Origin of the sequence: Arthrobacter sp. NicSoilC5 (genome assembly GCF_019977395.1) — a bacterium.
Classification (GTDB): domain Bacteria; phylum Actinomycetota; class Actinomycetes; order Actinomycetales; family Micrococcaceae; genus Arthrobacter.
In genome coordinates this window covers 2,309,384-2,324,982 of sequence record NZ_AP024660.1, presented here as the reverse complement: position 1 = coordinate 2,324,982, position 15,599 = coordinate 2,309,384, and the positions used below count along the sequence as shown (strand labels likewise).

At 66.8% G+C, this 15,599-nt stretch carries 21 protein-coding genes and 1 pseudogene; 5 read left to right on the top strand and 17 right to left on the bottom strand.

Translation table 11 applies throughout. The annotated features are described in order from the left end of the window. Nucleotides 1-14: 14 nt before the first annotated feature. The 14 genes and pseudogenes from LDO22_RS10940 to LDO22_RS10875 all read right to left on the bottom strand — a co-directional run. Nucleotides 15-1,052, bottom strand: a complete 1,038-nt coding sequence (locus LDO22_RS10940) for a nitronate monooxygenase (RefSeq protein WP_224027104.1) — start codon at nt 1,050-1,052, stop codon at nt 15-17. 62 nt (nt 1,053-1,114) lie between these two features. Further along, nucleotides 1,115-1,447, bottom strand: coding sequence for a hypothetical protein (locus LDO22_RS10935; protein ID WP_224027103.1), 333 nt, complete (start codon nt 1,445-1,447; stop codon nt 1,115-1,117). Further along, complete coding sequence (locus LDO22_RS10930) at nt 1,444-2,025, bottom strand: Asp23/Gls24 family envelope stress response protein (RefSeq protein WP_224027102.1); 582 nt, start codon at nt 2,023-2,025, stop codon at nt 1,444-1,446. Before LDO22_RS10930 ends, LDO22_RS10935 begins: the two co-directional genes overlap by 4 nt. Further along, complete coding sequence (locus LDO22_RS10925) at nt 2,022-2,588, bottom strand: RNA polymerase sigma factor (RefSeq protein WP_224027101.1); 567 nt, start codon at nt 2,586-2,588, stop codon at nt 2,022-2,024. Before LDO22_RS10925 ends, LDO22_RS10930 begins: the two co-directional genes overlap by 4 nt. Nucleotides 2,589-2,701: 113 nt before the next feature. Then, nucleotides 2,702-2,932: a CsbD family protein gene (locus LDO22_RS10920; protein ID WP_224027100.1), complete on the bottom strand. Its 231-nt coding sequence runs from the start codon at nt 2,930-2,932 to the stop codon at nt 2,702-2,704. Between the two features lie 33 nt (nt 2,933-2,965). Beyond that, nucleotides 2,966-3,583: a hypothetical protein gene (locus LDO22_RS10915; RefSeq protein ID WP_224027099.1), complete on the bottom strand. Its 618-nt coding sequence runs from the start codon at nt 3,581-3,583 to the stop codon at nt 2,966-2,968. Next, complete coding sequence (locus LDO22_RS10910; RefSeq protein WP_224027098.1) at nt 3,580-4,161, bottom strand: hypothetical protein; 582 nt, start codon at nt 4,159-4,161, stop codon at nt 3,580-3,582. Before LDO22_RS10910 ends, LDO22_RS10915 begins: the two co-directional genes overlap by 4 nt. After that, nucleotides 4,158-4,589 (bottom strand): hypothetical protein, encoded by a 432-nt coding sequence (locus LDO22_RS10905; protein ID WP_224027097.1) that lies wholly within the window; start codon nt 4,587-4,589, stop codon nt 4,158-4,160. Before LDO22_RS10905 ends, LDO22_RS10910 begins: the two co-directional genes overlap by 4 nt. After that, complete coding sequence (locus LDO22_RS10900; protein WP_224027096.1) at nt 4,586-4,777, bottom strand: DUF2273 domain-containing protein; 192 nt, start codon at nt 4,775-4,777, stop codon at nt 4,586-4,588. The genes LDO22_RS10905 and LDO22_RS10900 overlap by 4 nt, the downstream gene beginning before the upstream one ends. Continuing rightward, nucleotides 4,774-5,253, bottom strand: a complete 480-nt coding sequence (locus LDO22_RS10895; protein WP_224027095.1) for an Asp23/Gls24 family envelope stress response protein — start codon at nt 5,251-5,253, stop codon at nt 4,774-4,776. The genes LDO22_RS10900 and LDO22_RS10895 overlap by 4 nt, the downstream gene beginning before the upstream one ends. Before the next feature lie 195 nt (nt 5,254-5,448). Then, nucleotides 5,449-5,643, bottom strand: a complete 195-nt coding sequence (locus LDO22_RS10890) for a hypothetical protein (protein ID WP_159630557.1) — start codon at nt 5,641-5,643, stop codon at nt 5,449-5,451. A 226-nt stretch (nt 5,644-5,869) separates the two neighbouring features. Then, complete coding sequence (locus tag LDO22_RS10885; protein ID WP_224027094.1) at nt 5,870-6,637, bottom strand: GAF and ANTAR domain-containing protein; 768 nt, start codon at nt 6,635-6,637, stop codon at nt 5,870-5,872. Beyond that, a complete protein-coding gene (locus LDO22_RS10880; RefSeq protein WP_224027093.1) occupies nt 6,634-6,885 on the bottom strand; it encodes a hypothetical protein in 252 nt (83 codons plus the stop codon). The genes LDO22_RS10885 and LDO22_RS10880 overlap by 4 nt, the downstream gene beginning before the upstream one ends. 432 nt (nt 6,886-7,317) lie before the next feature. Then, nucleotides 7,318-7,569, bottom strand: a pseudogene (locus LDO22_RS10875) (hypothetical protein); the annotation flags it as partial. Between the two features lie 214 nt (nt 7,570-7,783). Here LDO22_RS10875 and LDO22_RS10870 point away from each other — a divergent pair. Next, nucleotides 7,784-8,518, top strand: coding sequence for a GAF and ANTAR domain-containing protein (locus LDO22_RS10870; RefSeq protein WP_224027092.1), 735 nt, complete (start codon nt 7,784-7,786; stop codon nt 8,516-8,518). 46 nt (nt 8,519-8,564) lie between these two features. On the opposite strand, the gene LDO22_RS10865 is transcribed toward LDO22_RS10870, so the two are convergent. Next, nucleotides 8,565-9,293 carry a Type 1 glutamine amidotransferase-like domain-containing protein gene (locus LDO22_RS10865; protein ID WP_224027091.1) on the bottom strand — a complete coding sequence of 243 codons (729 nt, stop codon included), beginning with the start codon at nt 9,291-9,293 and terminating at the stop codon, nt 8,565-8,567. A gap of 90 nt (nt 9,294-9,383) precedes the next feature. On the opposite strand from LDO22_RS10865, the gene LDO22_RS10860 reads away from it, so the two are divergent. The 3 genes from LDO22_RS10860 (at nt 9,384) to LDO22_RS10850 (ending at nt 10,973) form a co-directional block, all read left to right on the top strand. After that, nucleotides 9,384-9,716, top strand: coding sequence for a metalloregulator ArsR/SmtB family transcription factor (locus LDO22_RS10860; RefSeq protein WP_224027090.1), 333 nt, complete (start codon nt 9,384-9,386; stop codon nt 9,714-9,716). Nucleotides 9,717-9,728: 12 nt separating this feature from the next. Further along, on the top strand, nt 9,729-10,226 hold the full coding sequence (locus LDO22_RS10855) for an SRPBCC domain-containing protein (protein WP_224027089.1): 498 nt from the start codon (nt 9,729-9,731) through the stop codon (nt 10,224-10,226). A gap of 153 nt (nt 10,227-10,379) precedes the next feature. After that, nucleotides 10,380-10,973 (top strand): DUF1992 domain-containing protein, encoded by a 594-nt coding sequence (locus LDO22_RS10850; RefSeq protein ID WP_224027220.1) that lies wholly within the window; start codon nt 10,380-10,382, stop codon nt 10,971-10,973. Between the two features lie 135 nt (nt 10,974-11,108). On the opposite strand, the gene LDO22_RS10845 is transcribed toward LDO22_RS10850, so the two are convergent. Next, on the bottom strand, nt 11,109-13,280 hold the full coding sequence (locus LDO22_RS10845) for a transglycosylase domain-containing protein (protein WP_224027088.1): 2,172 nt from the start codon (nt 13,278-13,280) through the stop codon (nt 11,109-11,111). Between the two features lie 177 nt (nt 13,281-13,457). Here LDO22_RS10845 and LDO22_RS10840 point away from each other — a divergent pair, with 177 nt between their 5' ends. Next, entirely contained in the window at nt 13,458-14,084 is a 627-nt protein-coding gene (locus tag LDO22_RS10840; RefSeq protein ID WP_224027087.1) for a PadR family transcriptional regulator, read from the top strand. Between the two features lie 9 nt (nt 14,085-14,093). On the opposite strand, the gene LDO22_RS10835 is transcribed toward LDO22_RS10840, so the two are convergent. Continuing rightward, nucleotides 14,094-15,413, bottom strand: coding sequence for an ammonium transporter (locus LDO22_RS10835; protein ID WP_224027086.1), 1,320 nt, complete (start codon nt 15,411-15,413; stop codon nt 14,094-14,096). Nucleotides 15,414-15,599 lie beyond the last annotated feature (186 nt).

The window sequence follows — 15,599 nt, the reverse complement described above, 5'->3', positions numbered from 1 at the left end:
CGGCGGCCCAAGCCTTACGGCGCGAGGCTTTCCAGGATGGAAACCGCGGAGCCTTCCCTCGTGTCCCGGTAATTGATGCCGGCCCACAGGTTCAGCCACTCCGGCTCCCCTGCTGCCGCGGCTGCGGCGCGCAGGGGAGTGGTGAGGTGGTGGATCTCGGGGTAGCCGTACGGGGCGTCGCCGTCGTGGCGGCGCATGAACCCGTTGTAGAGGCCGCGCGCGTTGCGGCCGGAGAAGGCTCGGGTAACGGCGGTGGTGGTGAAATGGTCCGACGCCGAGAGGGCAGCCCGGTGCGTGGGCTTGGTTCCCGCTTCATCAGCGCGGAGGAACGCGGTGCCGGCCTGGACCGCAACCGCCCCGACGGCCAGCGCAGCCCGGGTGTGCTCCGACGAGGCAATGCCACCCGCCGCGATGAGGGGCACCTCCAGATCAGACAGCCCGCCCAGGATCCCGTGGAGGGGAACCAGGGGAGCAGGCGCGTCAGGTTTGAACGTTCCGCGGTGGCCTCCGGCTTCGGGGCCTTGGACGCACAGGGCGTCGGCGCCTGCCGCGAGCGCCTGCAGCGCTTCTTCACGGTCCGTGACCGTGGCGATGACGTACATCCCGCGGTGCTGCAGTGCTTCCACCACGCTGGTTTCCGGAATATCGAAGGTGAATGAAACCACCGCCGGTGCCAGGTCCAGCAAGGCCTCGAGCTTTTGGTCCCAGTCGTCATCGTCATGCCGGGGCTCGCCGAGGCTCACGCCGAAGCGCTCAGCATCCGGGGCCAGCGAATCGGCGTATTGCTGCAGGGACGCCGGACTGATGACGGACGCCTGGGGTACGAAGAGGTTCACGCCGAACGGCTTGTCCGTTTGGCTCCTGACGGACTCGATCTCGGCGCGCATGGCAGCGGCAGTCTTGTAGCCAGCCGCAACGAAACCCAGGCCGCCGGCCCCGCTGACGGCCGCTGCAAGCTGTGGGGTGGACGGTCCCCCGGCCATGGGCGCCTGGATGACGGGCAGCGCCAGCGACTCGAGCCTGAACCTGGTGCTTTTCCGGTGCGCAGCCATATGCCCTTCCCGTCGTTTGGGTGTACCTGACGAATGCTACGCCGGTTGGTGACTGGACGAGGTCAGCCCTCCCGGCCTGCGGGCGGCGAACCGGCCGCGATGCGTACCACCGTGACCTGGACGGCGACGTTGCCCGGCGCCAAATGGCTTCGAACGGCGGCAGCCACGGCGCGGACCACTTCCGGCGTCCAGGCGTCCGGGCTGACGCCGATCCGGACAGTTGCCTCGGTGCGGCCGCCGTCTTCCCGGACCTCTACCAGCGGAGGGGCGTCGGCGTTGTTCCGCTGCAGCAGGGATGCCGCCTGGCCGGGAAGCCGCTGCCACAGGGTCCGGGCGGGAAAGACTTCCGTGACGCCGTCGACCGCCATAATGGCCTGCTGCAGAGCGGTGGTCACGGTTCCTCCCGTGGTGCGTCGATGACGTCGGTAATGGTGATGTCGATGGCCGAAATGTTCAGCTCGGTGTGGCGGGCCAGCGCCTCGGCCAGATCCTGCCGGAGCGACGCGGCGCTGGCCATGAGCGCATGGCCGAACAGGACCGCCAGGTCCAGCCGGACCGCCACAGGGCTGCCCGGAACGGTGACGTCTCCCTCCAGCCGGACCTTGCCGGCCACTGCTCCCGGCTGGCTGTCCGCCACGGACCGGGCCAGGGCAACGATGGAACCCTCGGTTTCGGACAGGGTGTCCGCGGGATCGTCGGAGCTCAGCGGGATGCTCCGTCCCGGCCGCAGTTCCAGCGCCAGGTTTGCCAGGATGTCCTTCAGCCAGTCGTCGGTGCCGCTGCCGGCAGCTGCCAGGTCAGTGGCGAAGAGTTCGTCGCCGGCCGCGGAGAGCCGCCGGAGGGAGTCGAGGCCGTTGCGGCACTCCGGGCAGGATTCCAGGTGGGGCGGATCGGGGAATTCACCGGTGTCCAGGTAGAGGCTGAGTTCCTCGAGCGTGTGGCCGCACTCGAACGTGTCGTTGGGCATGCTCATCGCCAATCTTCCATTTCGCGGACCAGTGTAATCCGGGCCCGGGCGAGCCGCCCCCGGACACTGGCTGGGCTGATGTTCAGGGTCCGGGCAATCTCTTCGTAGCTTTGGCCGTTGATTTCCTTCAGGATCCAGCAGCGCCGCTGCTCTTCGGGCAACGCAGCCAGGGCAGCCTTGAGGGAGCCAATGCCGGCGCCGGCCACGGCAGCTGTCTCCGGCCCTGCGCCCGGGGACACAGTATCCGCCGGCGCCTCCCCGTCCGCCGTGGTGAGGCTGGCGTGGTTCCGGCGCCTCCGCAGCAGGTCGATGCTGCGGCTGCCGGTGAGCCGCAGCAGCCAGCCCTTCACTGCAGCGGGTTCGCGCAGTGTGTCCAGCTGCTGCCACGCCTGGACCAGCACTTCCTGCACCACGTCATCCGCGTCCGCATACGAACCCGTCAGGCGCCGGGCGGCTGCCCGCATGTGTGGACCATAGCGGCGGGCCAGGGACTCGAAAGCCGCCGTGTCGCCGTCGGCTGCCCTGCCTGCCAGGATGGCATCGGGGACCACGTCCAACTGGTCCCGCACCAAGGGTAAACGTATCACCGGTTTCTGCTTTCACTATCGGCGCGAGCGCCTGACGGGCGGCAGGACGGCCCGCCCACCTCGGAGGTGGAGCGGGCCTGCCGCAGGGGGACTGCCTACTCTTTGCTGAAGCCCTCTTTGACCTTGGCCGCCGCGTCCTTGAGGTTGCTGCCGATGCCCTTGGCGGCGTCCTTGACCTTTTCGCCGGCCTCCTGCAGCTTGGCCTGGGCCTGGTCCCGCTGGCCCTCCCGCTGCAGTTCCTCGTTGCCGGTCAGTTTCCCTGCACCTTCCTTGGCTGCGCCGAGGTGGTTGGTGGCTGCATTGTTGAGCTTGTCGTCGAGTCCCATGGTGATTCCTTCCGTTGTGTTTCCTGTTTCTGCTCAGCCGGCGCGGTGTGCGCGGGCCAGCTTTGTCCTGGTTCCACTTCCTATTCGGACCAGAACAGTGGGGTGATGACCCAGGAGCGCGTCAATCGCGCCAACCAGGTCCTCCGCCAGGTCCGCGACCTCCCGGGGGGAGGCGCCGTTGCGGGCCTGCAGCGTGAGCCGGAGGGCAGGGGCTGTGTTCCGTTTGGTGCGGCCCCGCCAGGCTGTCAGGGAGCTTCCGACGACGGCCCGGTTGCCTTTCAGGGCCTCGTCCACCGCTGCGGCCAGGTAGGAGACGTCCACTGCCGTGTCCCCGGACTCCGGATCCTGTTCGCTGGCGGCGGTGCCGGTGCGGCCGCCGCCCTGCCGCGTCAACCAGAAGATGCTTGCCGCCGCACCCAGGAGCAGCAGCGCGGGCAGGGCGAGGGACCACCAACTGCCCAGGGGCTCCGGTGCCGGTGCGGTGGGAAGCAAGGCCTGCCACCGTTCCACCAGGCCAGTGGCAACGGCATTCCACTGTTCCCGGACAGCGGGAACCAGTCCCGCTCCCACGGCCAGCAGGCCCGCCGCCAGCAGCACCAGCCCGGCGGTGGCCAGGAGGAGCCTGTTCATGGCCCTGTTGGTGCTGTTCATCGTCCGACCGCTCCTTCCGTGGCAACCCGGACTTGTGCCGGGATGGTTTTTTGAAGGCGCAGGGATGCCACTTCCTCGGCTGCCGCCGCCGTGAGGACGGCCGGGTCCAGGGTCATGCCCGACGTCGGGTGGACGTGGACCAGAGCGCGGTTGCGGGCCACGGCGGTGGCCACCTGCCCGGGGGCCAGGTTGGCGGCCAGCCGCACCTTGCGTGAGATGGCGGCAGCGATTGTTTCGTCGTCCACCACCAAGGCGCTGCGGCCGCTGAGCATGGCACGCCGGCCGCGGCGCCCGCCCTTGACCGCCGCGAGCAGCAGGGCGGCACCGGCCAGGGCAACGACGGTTCCGCCGGCCACCAGGCCCGCGGGCAGGACGGCCTCTGGAACAGCTGCCACGAGCGATGCGAGATGGCCTGGGGATGCCAGCAGCGCAGGTTGCCCCAGCAGCGACAGGACGCTTTCGGTTCCCAGCCACAGGCACGCCACCAGCAGCAGGACTGCGGTAAGGACGGACAATCCGGCGCGCGATGAGTGCGTTTCCCGGCGGATGATCCGCTTGGTGATGCGTCCTTGGTTCACGGTTTCCTCCTGTCCAATCTGCGGTCTGAACGGTCTGAACGGTCTGCCTGGTCCACCCGCTGGTCCACCCGGTCCTCGCGGACGGCCCGGCCTCCCGCTCCGAGGCGGATGTTGATGCGGCCGCACTGCAGCCCGGTGATCTGCTGGCCCAGGGAGGAAATCCTCAGCCGGGCGATGCTTGCGCGCTCCAGCACTGGGAGCTGTCCCTGTCCCGGCGGTCCCTGCAGTGCGGACGGTCCGGGCAACGGGGGCGGCGGGAGCCGCACCAGGAGGTCCACACCCAGCTTTCCCGCATCGTCCTGCAGTGTGGCTGACACGTCCTCCGGCCGGACCCTGAAGGCACCGGCCGCCACCGCTTCCAGGGCGTGGCGCAGCGCTGCCTGCTCAATCCGGGTGTGGCCCTGGCGGGTGTGCGCCTGCGTGGTCACGTTGACGAGCGGCGGCCGCGCAGGGCATCCAGCACGGCGCCGAGGTCCAGCCGGCCTTCAGCGGCCCTTCCCAGTACGGCTCCTGTTCCCATGAAGAGCGCCGTCAGCAGGAAGCCCCAGAATCCGAAGGCCAGGGCGGCCAGCGCCAGGACGGCTCCGGCGGCCGTCCCGGCAACCACCGGGGTCATGCAACCCTCGGTTCGCGGTCGACGTCGTCCGAGTCCTCACCATCGGACGGAACATGGATGTCCGTGATGGTGATGTTGACTTCGGTGACCTCCATGCCCACCAGGTCCTCCACGGCGGAGTAGACGGCGTCGCGGGCGTTGTCCGCCACCTGCTGGAGGGGGTGCGGGTACTCCACCACGAGGGTCACATCAACGGCAACCTGGGTCTGGCCCACCTCGACATTGACGCCCTGGGTCAGGTCCTTCTGGCCAACCTTTTCGCGAAGGTTGCCCAGGGCCCGGGCTGCGCCGCCGCCCAGGGCGTGCACACCGTCAATCTCCTGGATGGCGATGCCGGCGATCTTGGCCACCACGCCGTCCGCCACCGTGGTGCGTCCGCGTCCGTCGTGGCCGGCGGCGGAGGAAAGTTCATGGGCAGGGGCGGCAGCCGTCTTCTTCTGCTGGACCGTTGCGGGGGTTTGCGTCTGCGTGGTCATTGCGTCGCTCCTTCTTGTTCTGGAACTGGATTCCAGGGCGCCTCGTGCGCCCTCACAAGTAAGACGCAGCGGGAGCGGAAAACCTCACGCAGGTTTTCGTGTGATCGTCGTCACTTTCGGATCCGGGCAGCAAAAAGGGCGTTGACGACGGCGGGTTGGGCCCGCCGTCGTCAACGCCCTGTGCGAGCGGGCCGCTTAGAGGGCCAGTGCCGGCTCGTTCCCGCGGACGCTTAAGGTGAAGGTGTTAGGTCCGCTGCAGGTGACGGCGATGCGGCAGGTGGTGGTGTTGTGGCGCGCGGAGAGGTCGGAGACCGCGGAATCGAGGGTCTCGTGGAGGGAAGTCCGGTCCCAGATCTTCAGCGTCACGGATTCGGCAGTGTTAAACGTCATTGTTCAGTACTTTCCTGTGTCAAGCCGGTTGTGTCCCCGGCAATGGCCTGTCCGCGCTCGGAGGGTCGGTGGCCTGCGCTCACCGGTGGGCCTCGTTGCGTCACCAGGATGTCAAGGGCGGATATTCCGGCCCTGCCTATCCATAGTGCCCATGGCGGACGGGCCTGCTCAACCAAATCACGCATTTGTTGCGAGTGAATCTCATCACGTGTGACCGGCGCCACAGCTACTCGTCGAAGTAGGCAGTAATCCTCTCTTCCCCTGAAATCGACGTAATGACCGTGGCGGCCACGTCCCGCAGCTTGATGTTCCTGGTGCTCGAGGCCCGCGTGAGGATGCTGAAGGCTGTATCCCGGTCGCAGCGGTTCTGGGCCATGATCGCGCCCACGGCCATGTCGATCACGGTGCGTGACTGCATTGCGGCGGTGAGGTCATTCCTGGCTTCCCTGAGCTGCGAAATCCGCAGGATCAGCCGCAGGGAACTGGCCGCCTGGGCCGCGAACGACTCCACGGTGGCGACGTCCTCGCCGGAGAACCCGTTGCTGCGGCCTGAGTAGAGGTTCAGCACCGCTTCTGCCTCCCCCGCCAGGTCCAGCGGGACGGCGAGGATGGAGGACACGCCGTGCGCTGCAGCCGTCCGGATATAGGGTCTCCAGCGGTCCTCGGCGGACAGGTCCGGCACAAGGAGGGTGGTTCCCTGCCGGAGCGCGGTAAGGCAGGGGCCCTGGCCGAATCCGTTTTGCAGCTCGTCAAGGGCCCGCGCCGCAGCGTCACTTGCCGCTACGGCCTGGGGCCGCTTGTGCCGCAGCACCGTGACGCCGCTGTGGATCGTGTTCCCGGGGCCGGACAGCCGCGTACTTGCCAGGATTGCCAGTTCAGTCAGGAACGCCTTGATGTCCGGGCTTTCCAGCACCAGTTGCTGCAAGGACAGCTCTGCTGCCTCCAGCGGCAGTTCGTCGGGGTCCGGGAAGGGCTGCCCGTCACTGCCGGTCATTGGTCCTCGCCCGCTGACAGTTCCCTCATGGCCGTGGCAATCAATCCCACCTGGGAGGCCGGAAGGTGGAGCGCTTCGTTGAGGTAGGCGTCGAATGACATTTCGTCAGCGTCGCCGCCGAGGCCGTAGTAGTACGTCCACAGTTTCAGCATCGGTAGCTGCGTCTCGCGGAAACGCCGGGCCACGTCCCTTCGCTGCTCGTCGGCTTCCTGCAGTTGGTCAGGGTCCCCGGTCCAGTCGGCGTTCATCCTTGCGGTCCCAATGGCCCGGCGGTGGTCAGCGCATTGTTCCCGGCCATCTGGCCTCGATCCATAATTGCGCCAGATATTGCTTTTCCTGGCTGGCGGCCGCCCGCTCTTGGCGCGTTCGGCCCGTGCATTCAACCTCCGGATCCTGGTGCCATCCCGAAATCTCCTACGTTTGACACTACGCCCTTGGGGGTCCTTCTGGTATAGCGGCCGGTTGCCTTCGCGCGGCCCGGCCGCCTATTGGCCGGGTGTCGTCGTCCCCGGCCCCGCCCCGCCGTCACTGTCGTGTTCTGCGTCCGGCAGGAAGCTGCGGCCGTTCCCATCTCCCCGGCCGGAGGCATCCTCTGCCTGCCCTGTGTCTGATGACTGGCCCGTGTTTGATGGCAGGCCCGTATCTGACCGCCCGGCAGGGGAACCACCTGGTTGGCGGGAGAAGTCATCGGAATACGGGGCGCGGGGGCGCGGCAAGTCCTCTATGAGTTCGTTCGCTGCCAGTGCCAGGAGGTCGCGCTGGCTTGCCGGCAACGAGAGGAGCCCCTGCAGATAGGCCTCCACTTCATATTCGCCCGCGTCCCCGGACAGGCCAAAGTACTTCAGCCACAACGCCGAAATGGAGATGTCGGCGGCTTTCATGGCCGCCCGGAGCCGGCGCCGTTGTTCCGGCTCGTTTGGATCGAAGCCCACAGGCTGGTTCCTAGTTCGGGCCTGCCGGCGACCCGGCAGGCGTCGAGGCGCTGGCGGACTGCAGCGGGCTGCCCGTTTGGCGTGCCTTCCCCATAAGTTGCTGAAGCCTTTCGTCGTGCGTAAGTCCAAGCGGATCCCTGAGACTTCAGCTTAAGCCCCCGTAAATGCCCGCTCCGCTGCCGCGCGGGGGCCGGGCGACCGTAAGATGAACCCCATGCTGAATCCTGCCGACGATGTGACCGTCCAGAACCTCCAGGAGGTCCTGGTGGGTGCTAAAAATGCCGTGGAGTTCCTGTCCGGACTCTCGGGAATGGCGGCAGCGGCAGTATCCGCGGCTGCCGGTGACGACATTGAGTGCGCGGTGACCCTGAAGCTCCGGCGCCGGCCCACCACTGCGGCCGGCAGCAGTGCCCGGGCCCTGGAACTGGACCTCATCGAGCAGGCGCTGGGGGACGGTCCGTGTATCCGTGCGTTGCGTGAGATGGCACCTGTGCTGATCGACGACGTCGCGCGGGACCCCCGGTGGACCAAGTACAACCAGGAACTGGCAGGCCGGGGCGTACAGAGCACCCTGGGCGTGCCACTGGAAATCAGCAGCGAAGCCAGTGCTGCCCTGAACTTCTTCGCCACCAAGCCGGGCGTGTTCACGGCAGACGTCTACGACAAAGCGGCGGGATTCGCCGCCGCCGCCCACAACACATTGCACCTCTCGGTCCGCATCCACACCGCGCAGAACCGGGCAGACGACCTCGAAGCTGCCCTGGAGAGCAGGACCGCCATCAACCTGGCCTGCGGCGTCATCATGGCGCAGAACCGGTGTTCCCAGGAAGAAGCGATGGAGATCCTCACCAAGGTCTCCAGCAACCGCAACCGGAAGCTGCGGGACGTGGCCAAGGAACTGATTGAACAGCTGTCCGGAAGCAGCATCCAGACGCACTTCGAGGCCTAGGCCGGCGCCCCAGGCTCCCTGCCGTCCACCAGCGGTCCCCGTCCGGTCAACGGGCGGTCCGCACGGACACCGCCGCCCCGCCTTCTGCCGTGCGGATGTCCCAGCAGTTGCCGCTGCCAATGACCTCGTAGTCCCTGGCTCCGACTGATTCCAGCACCACTGCCGTGCCCTCATCGATGGCAACCGCCCATTCCACCAGGCCTGCTGCCACGGCGCCCACCGCGCGGCTCAATGTCCCGGCCTGGGCGGCGTGGACGTCCACCGCGAACGGGACCAGCCCCAGGCCCTCCCGAAGGTCCACTGCGTCCAGGCCCTCCGAGCACTCCTCCCCGCACACATCCACCCCGTTGATCCGGCAGCCACCAATCAGCGCGCGGGCTGGTGCCACCATGGCTCCGGCGGAGAACCCCAGATAGGGGGCGCCCCCTGCCACCAGCCCGGAGATGGCCGTGGCCGCCGGGAGGAGGCCACTCCAGTACGCCGGCGTCAATCCGCCGCCCACCACCACGCCGTCCACACTGCTGAACCCAGCCGGATCCGCCGTCCTGCCTTCTGCCAGCGGCACCGCCACCACCTCACAGTCAAGCCTGGGCCGGAGCGGGCCTGCGCAGGCCTCCACCAGCTCCTGCAGGCTTCCGCCGTGGTGATGCACGGCAATGGCGACCCGGGCAGGCCGGCCCGGTGCGGCGTGCCGCCGGATATCCTCCACGAACCGGTCAAAGACGTCCGGAAAACCCAGCGGATCCGGGCCGGCCCCGGCAAGGAAAATGCTCATGGGCTCTAAGGTACCGGCCGGCGCTGCCGGGCTGCCGGAGGAAGGAAAAACGCTTGACCTGCCGTCACTGCGGGACTAACGTACAACCAAATGGTTGTAGAAAAGCTAAGCGAGACCGAAACGGACCGCCTCTTTCAGGCATTCGCCGACTCCACCCGGCGGGACATCGTCCGCCGGGTCACCGTGGGCGAGTACTCCGTGTCCGGCCTGGCAGCCCTGTACGCCATGAGTTTCGCCGCCGTCCAAAAACATGTGGCGGTGCTGGAACGCGCATCACTGGTCACCAAGGAAAAGCGCGGAAGGGAGCAGATCGTGCGGGGCGATCACGAAGGACTGCACAACGCCCGGCGGCTGCTCGATGACTTTGAACAGATCTGGCGGCAGCGGGCCGCCCGGATGGCCGACATTCTCGCTGAAGGTTAGGAAGGCATTGCCATGACAGTCATCAGTACGGATAAGAACCCGGAGGCCCTGAGCCTCACCCTCGTCGCCGAGTTCGACGCCGGCGTGGAGCGGGTCTGGCAGCTCTTCGAGGATCCGCGCCGGCTGGAGCGCTGGTGGGGACCGCCCACCTATCCCGCCACTTTCTACAAGCATGACTTTGTTCCCGGCGGCCGGGCCAGCTACTACATGACAGGACCTGGCGGGGACAAGGCGCACGGCTGGTGGGAGTTCACCAGCATCGAGTCCCCGCGGGAGCTGCAGTTCGACGACGGGTTCGCGGACAGCGACGGCAACCCCACGGGGGAGTTCGGCATCAGCCACGCCACGGTGACCCTGGAGCCGCTGGGGGAGCGGACCCGGATGACCATGCTGTCCACCTTCGAGTCCGAGGAACAGCTGGAGCAGATGATACAGATGGGGATGGAGGAAGGACTCAAGGAGGCGGTCGGCCAGATGGACGGCATCCTCGCCGAGCACGCCAACGCCTGACAGCGCACCTACCACCACCCTTTGCCACAGCGCCGGGTGGGCGGACGACGGCGGGACGCGCCGCCGTCGTCCGCCCACCTTGGGCGTTGAACGCCCAAGCCCACCGTTGAATACTGGAAGATGGGGGCCAAGCGAGGAGAGGCGGTGGTGGCAATGAGCGGCGGCGCAGGGGATTTCCGCAAGCGCTTGGAGCGTGCGGCCGAAGTCCGGTCATACCGTGGTGCCGGCATCAGTGCCGAGGAGGAAGCCGCGCTGGACGCCCTCGACGCGCAGGAGCGGGAGAAGCGCAAAAAAGTCAGCGATGCTGCCCGGGCGGAATACCTGGTCCGCGACGCCATGGCGCAAGGCAAGTTCGACAACCTGAAGTACGCGGGCAAGCCGATCCCGGGCCTGGGCGAATCGTACGATCCCGACTGGTGGGTGAAGGGGCTGATCCAGCGGGAGAACATCAGCGGCCTGGGCCCGGCGGCCATCCTGCTCCGCACTGAGGACGCCGAACTCGACGCCAGGCTGGACGCCCAGTACACCGAGCAGCAGGTCCGCGACATCCTGCAGGATTTCAACCGGCGCGTGATCGACGCCCGCCGCCAGCTCCAGGGCGGCCCGCCGGTGGTCACCAGGACCCGGGACGTGGAGGACGAAGTGGAGCGCTGGCGCAGCCGCCGGACCGCGCGCGCGGTGGAGGCGCCTGCTGAGCCGGAGCCGGAGCGGTCCTGGTGGAAGCGCCTCTGGAAGGGCACGGGCTAGGCGGAAGGGTTTGTGCTCCCGAACAGCTCGCACAAGGCGTTGTAGTACTTGCCGCTCTGGCCCCGGCGGGCCACGCCAATCCTTCTGCACACCTGCTGCGACGCGGCATTGGCCGGGATGGAAGTGCCAGCCGGGCTACGGCCTGTAGTTGGGATTGGGCCCAATCATCGAAGCGGGCGGCGGCGCGAATGGACCCGCCGGGTAGAGGGGTGCCACCTTGAGCATGTAGTTGGCCCACTGCGGCCCGGCAATCATGTACCCGTCAAGGCGGGGGTAGAACGTGCCGTTGATGGTGACGTTCTGCCCCGCCCGCTTTTGGCCTTCGAGGGCATCGCCGAAGAAGGACGCCGTGACCAGGCCACTGGTGTAGCCAACTACCCAGGTGGACCCGTTGTTGTTCGAGGTTCCGGTCTTGGCGGCTGTTGGAACCTTGTCCTGCACCTTCGGGTTGATCCAGACGCCGGAACCCTTCTTCAGCACGTCCTGCAGTACCGAGTTGACGCCGCGAGCCACGTCGGGTTTGACGGCGTCGTGGCAGTCGGGGGCCTGGGCGGGCAGTTTTGCCCCGGAGGGATCAGTGACATCAACCAGGGCGATGGGAGCACAATAGCGGCCTTCCGTGGCGAAGGTGGCAAAGGCATTTGCCAGGGTGAGGGGTGCCACGCCGGTGCCGCCGAGGAGGTTGCCCAGCTGATGCATGTTGACCGGGGTGCTGTCCAGGCCGCTGTGCAGCCCTACGGCGTCCACCATCTTCTGGATGCCGCAAAAGTCGAGCTGGGATGCCGAAGCGAAGGTGGCCGTGTTGATCGAGTTGTACAGGCCGTAATTGACGGGCATTGGGCGGTAGAAGCCGTCCTCCGCATTCTGCAGGTCATCGGCAGCGCCGAGGGCAGGGTTGGCCTGGGCCGTGCTGTACGCTCCCAGCACCTTCCCGCAGCTGTCCTTCCACGGGAACCCCAGAGGATAGACCCGCCGTGAGGCGTCCACTTCGGCGGTGAGCGACTTTCCCTCGTTCAGCCACTCCGCAAAGGTAAAGGGCTTCATGGTGGACCCGGGCTGGAACCCGCCGGCGCCGTTCAGGTCGTTGCCCTGGGCGTCCTTGGCATCCACGTTGAAATTCAGGTTGGTGTCGAACTTGCCTGGTTGCGGGAGGAAGACCGTGTTCTGGGCCATGGCCAGGATCTTGCCGCTGCCCGGTTGCAGGGTCAGCAGCGAGGCCGCCCACCGGTCCGGGTTCGCGCCCGCCGTTTCGTCCACCTGGGCCTGGGCGGCTGCCTGGAGCCTGCTGTCCAGGGTGGTGGTGATGGTGAGTCCGCCGCGGTAAAGCTTCCGTTCGCGGTCAGCCTCGGTGGGCCCGTAGGCGGGATTGTTCAGGATCAGATGGGAGATGTAGTCGCAGAAGTACGGCGCCATGGCAGCGTTGGCGCAGCCCTGCTGCTGCGGCGTGATCTTCAGCTGGATCGGGGTGGCTACGGCGGCATCGTACTGGGCCTGCGTGATCTTGCGCAGGCGCAGCATTTCGGACAGGACCTGGTTCCTGCGCACGATCGACTTATCAGGATTCGTGGCCGGGTTGTAGAGGGTGGGGCTGTTGACCACCCCGGCCAGCAAGGCGGCCTGGGGGAGGGTAAGGTCCTTCGCGGTGGTGCTGAAGAAGTAGCGTGCCGCCGCTTCAATCCCGTACGCGTTGCTGCTGAAGAACACAATATTGAGGTACCCCTCAAGGATTTGGTCCTTGGTGTACTTCTTCTCCAGCGTGACGGCCAGCTTCATTTCGCGCAGTTTGTCGCCCAGGTTCTTCTGCCCGTTCAGCACCACCGCGTCCGGCCTGTCCTGCGAAAGCTGCGCCTCGTTCAGGACGTTGGTGACGTACTGCTGCGTGATGGTGGACGCGCCCTGCTCGCCGCCCTTGGTCAGGTTGGACACCACTGCCCGCAGTATCCCCTGCGGGTCCACACCGGCGTGCTCGTAGAACCTGCTGTCCTCGATGGCGACAATGCCTTCCTTGATGAAGGGCGACATCTGGTCCAGCGGCACCTTCACGCGGTTTTCCGCGTAAAAGGTGGCGATTTGCTGCCCGTCGGAAGTGAGGACTTTGGTGGCCTGCGATGGCGGCTGCACGGTCAGTTCAGCGGGCAGGCTGTCGAAGAATCCGATCGAGGAACTGACCCCCATGCCCGCGGCTGCCACGGCCGGCACCACCAGGCTGGCCGCCAGCACGCCGCACATGGCACTCGCTGCGAGGAACCCCAGGATCCGTCCCAGAACTGTCCCAAAACCGGGCCTGCGCTTCCGCTTCCTTGCCATTCCTCAGCCCCCGCGCTCGAAGGTGGGATCAGGATACGCTCCCGCCGGGGAGCGAACCAGAGCCGGAAAGGTCAGGATTTGATCACGCCAGACCATTGACCAGCGATAGTTACCGACATATCGTTAACTATCGCTGAATCCGCAGCGAACACGACAGTATGAAAGGACGATTCCACCATGAAAGGCATATTCGACGACAAACCACCGGGCCCTGAGTTCGGCAGAGGCCGCTTCGAGCGGGGGAGGGGCCACCGCGGCCCCCATGGGCACCGCGGTCCAGGCTTTGGTCCGGGGTTCGGGCCTGGTTTTGGCCCTGGATTCGGGCCGGGTTTTGGTCCGGGGTTCGGCCCCGGCTTTGGACGCGGCGGACGGCGGGCCAGCCGCGGTGATGTGCGCGCGGCCATCCTGTCACTCCTGGCAGAGGCGCCGTCCAATGGTTACGGACTGATCAAGACCATTGCCGCCAAGACCGGCGGCGTGTGGCGGCCCAGCCCGGGATCCATCTATCCCACGCTCCAGCAGCTGGTGGACGAGGGCCTGATTGAGGCGCTCAGCGAAGGCCGCGGGACTGAGTTTGCCCTCACCGATGCAGGCCGCGCCTACGTGGCGGAACACTCGGAGGAAATGGAGAACGCGTGGAACGCTGAACCGGACAGCGCGGACCGGGACTTCCATCAGAGCATCGCCAAGCTCATGGGTGCCATCCACCAGTTCCGCGCCGGAGTGACCGGGGAACAGCGGGCTGCCGCCGTCGAAAAGATGGACGAATTGCGCCGCGCGCTCTACAAGATCCTTGCGGACTAGAACGCAGACCTACGCGAAGGAGTCTTCCTTGGCGTGCCGTTCAGCCGGGGCAGCTGCGGTCGGGATGTGGGCCGCGGCGTGGCGCAGGGGATTGAATCCTGCTCCGATCTCACCGAATGCGTAGGCAGTCTCTGCGTGCTCGGACAGGTCCACGCCGGCGGTCTCGGCCTCGTGGCTGACCCGGAAGCCCACCGTCTTGTTGATGATCCGGGCAATGACCGCGGTTCCAACACCGGACAACAGGAGGGTGATGATGACGGCGGCTGTCTGGGCAATGAGCTGCTGGACTCCGCCGCCGTAGAAGAGGCCGCCGCCCTGGCCGTTCACGGGAAGGGCGATCAAGCCCAGGGACAGGGTGCCGATGAGGCCGGCGCCCAGGTGGACACCCACCACGTCCAGGGAGTCGTCGAGGCCAAAGCGGTATTTGAGGTCCACGAATACGCAGCAGGCCGCGCCGGCCACCAGGCCCAGGCCGATAGCGGCCACGGGGCTGATGTTGGCGCAGGAAGGGGTGATGGCCACCAAGCCGGCAACCACGCCGGAGGCGGCGCCCAGGGATGTGGGGTGTCCGTGGCGGACCTTCTCCGTGACCAGCCAGCTGAGCATGGCGGCCGCGGGTGCCACCAGGGTGTTGATCCAAATGAGGCCGGCCTGTTCGACGCTGGTGGCGGCCCCCCCATTGAAGCCAAACCAGCCGAACCACAGGATCGCGGCGCCGAGCATGATGAAAGGCAGGTTGTGGGGGCGGTGGTTGGGGTCCTTCGCGAACCCGTGGCGCTGGCCAACGATCACGGCCAGCACCAGGGCAGCCGTTCCCGAACTGATTTCCACCACGGCACCGCCGGCGAAATCGATGATCTGGCCGAAGATTTCCGTGACGGCACCCCCTGCGCTCATCAGCCCGCCGCCCCAGATCATGTACGCGAGCGGGCAGTAGATCACCGTGATCCACACCGGCACGAACAGGGCCCAGGCCCCGAACTTGGCGCGGTCGGCGATGGCGCCGCTGATCAGGGCAACGGTGATGATGGCGAATGTTGCGCTGTACCCGGCCTTGAGGAGGTCCGGTGAACCCATGAGGTTCTGCAGGCCAAAGCTGGTGAAGGGATTGCCGAAGAGGCCCAGCACGCCGTCGCCGGTGGTCATCGAGTAGCCCCACAGAACCCAGACAACGCCAACAATCCCTGCCGAGATGAAGCTCATCATGATCATGTTGAGGGCGGCCTTGGCGCGGGTCATGCCGCCGTAGAAGAGGCCAAGGCCCGGGGTCATCAGCAGGACCATGGCTGCCGAGATCATCAGCCAGACGTGTTGGGCAGTGATTTCCACCGGTGGGTCCCTTCGCAACGTGAACGTGGTGCAGGGGCCCGATTGGCCCCATGGCATTTCCCCCGGGATCCATTTTTGGCGGTGTGTGTTTCAGCCAATGCCGCTTAAAGTTGCGGCCACGTTACACAAATCGCCCGTGCGTGAAGTTCACGTATCGGCTATGTTTCGGGCATGTAAACGGCGCCT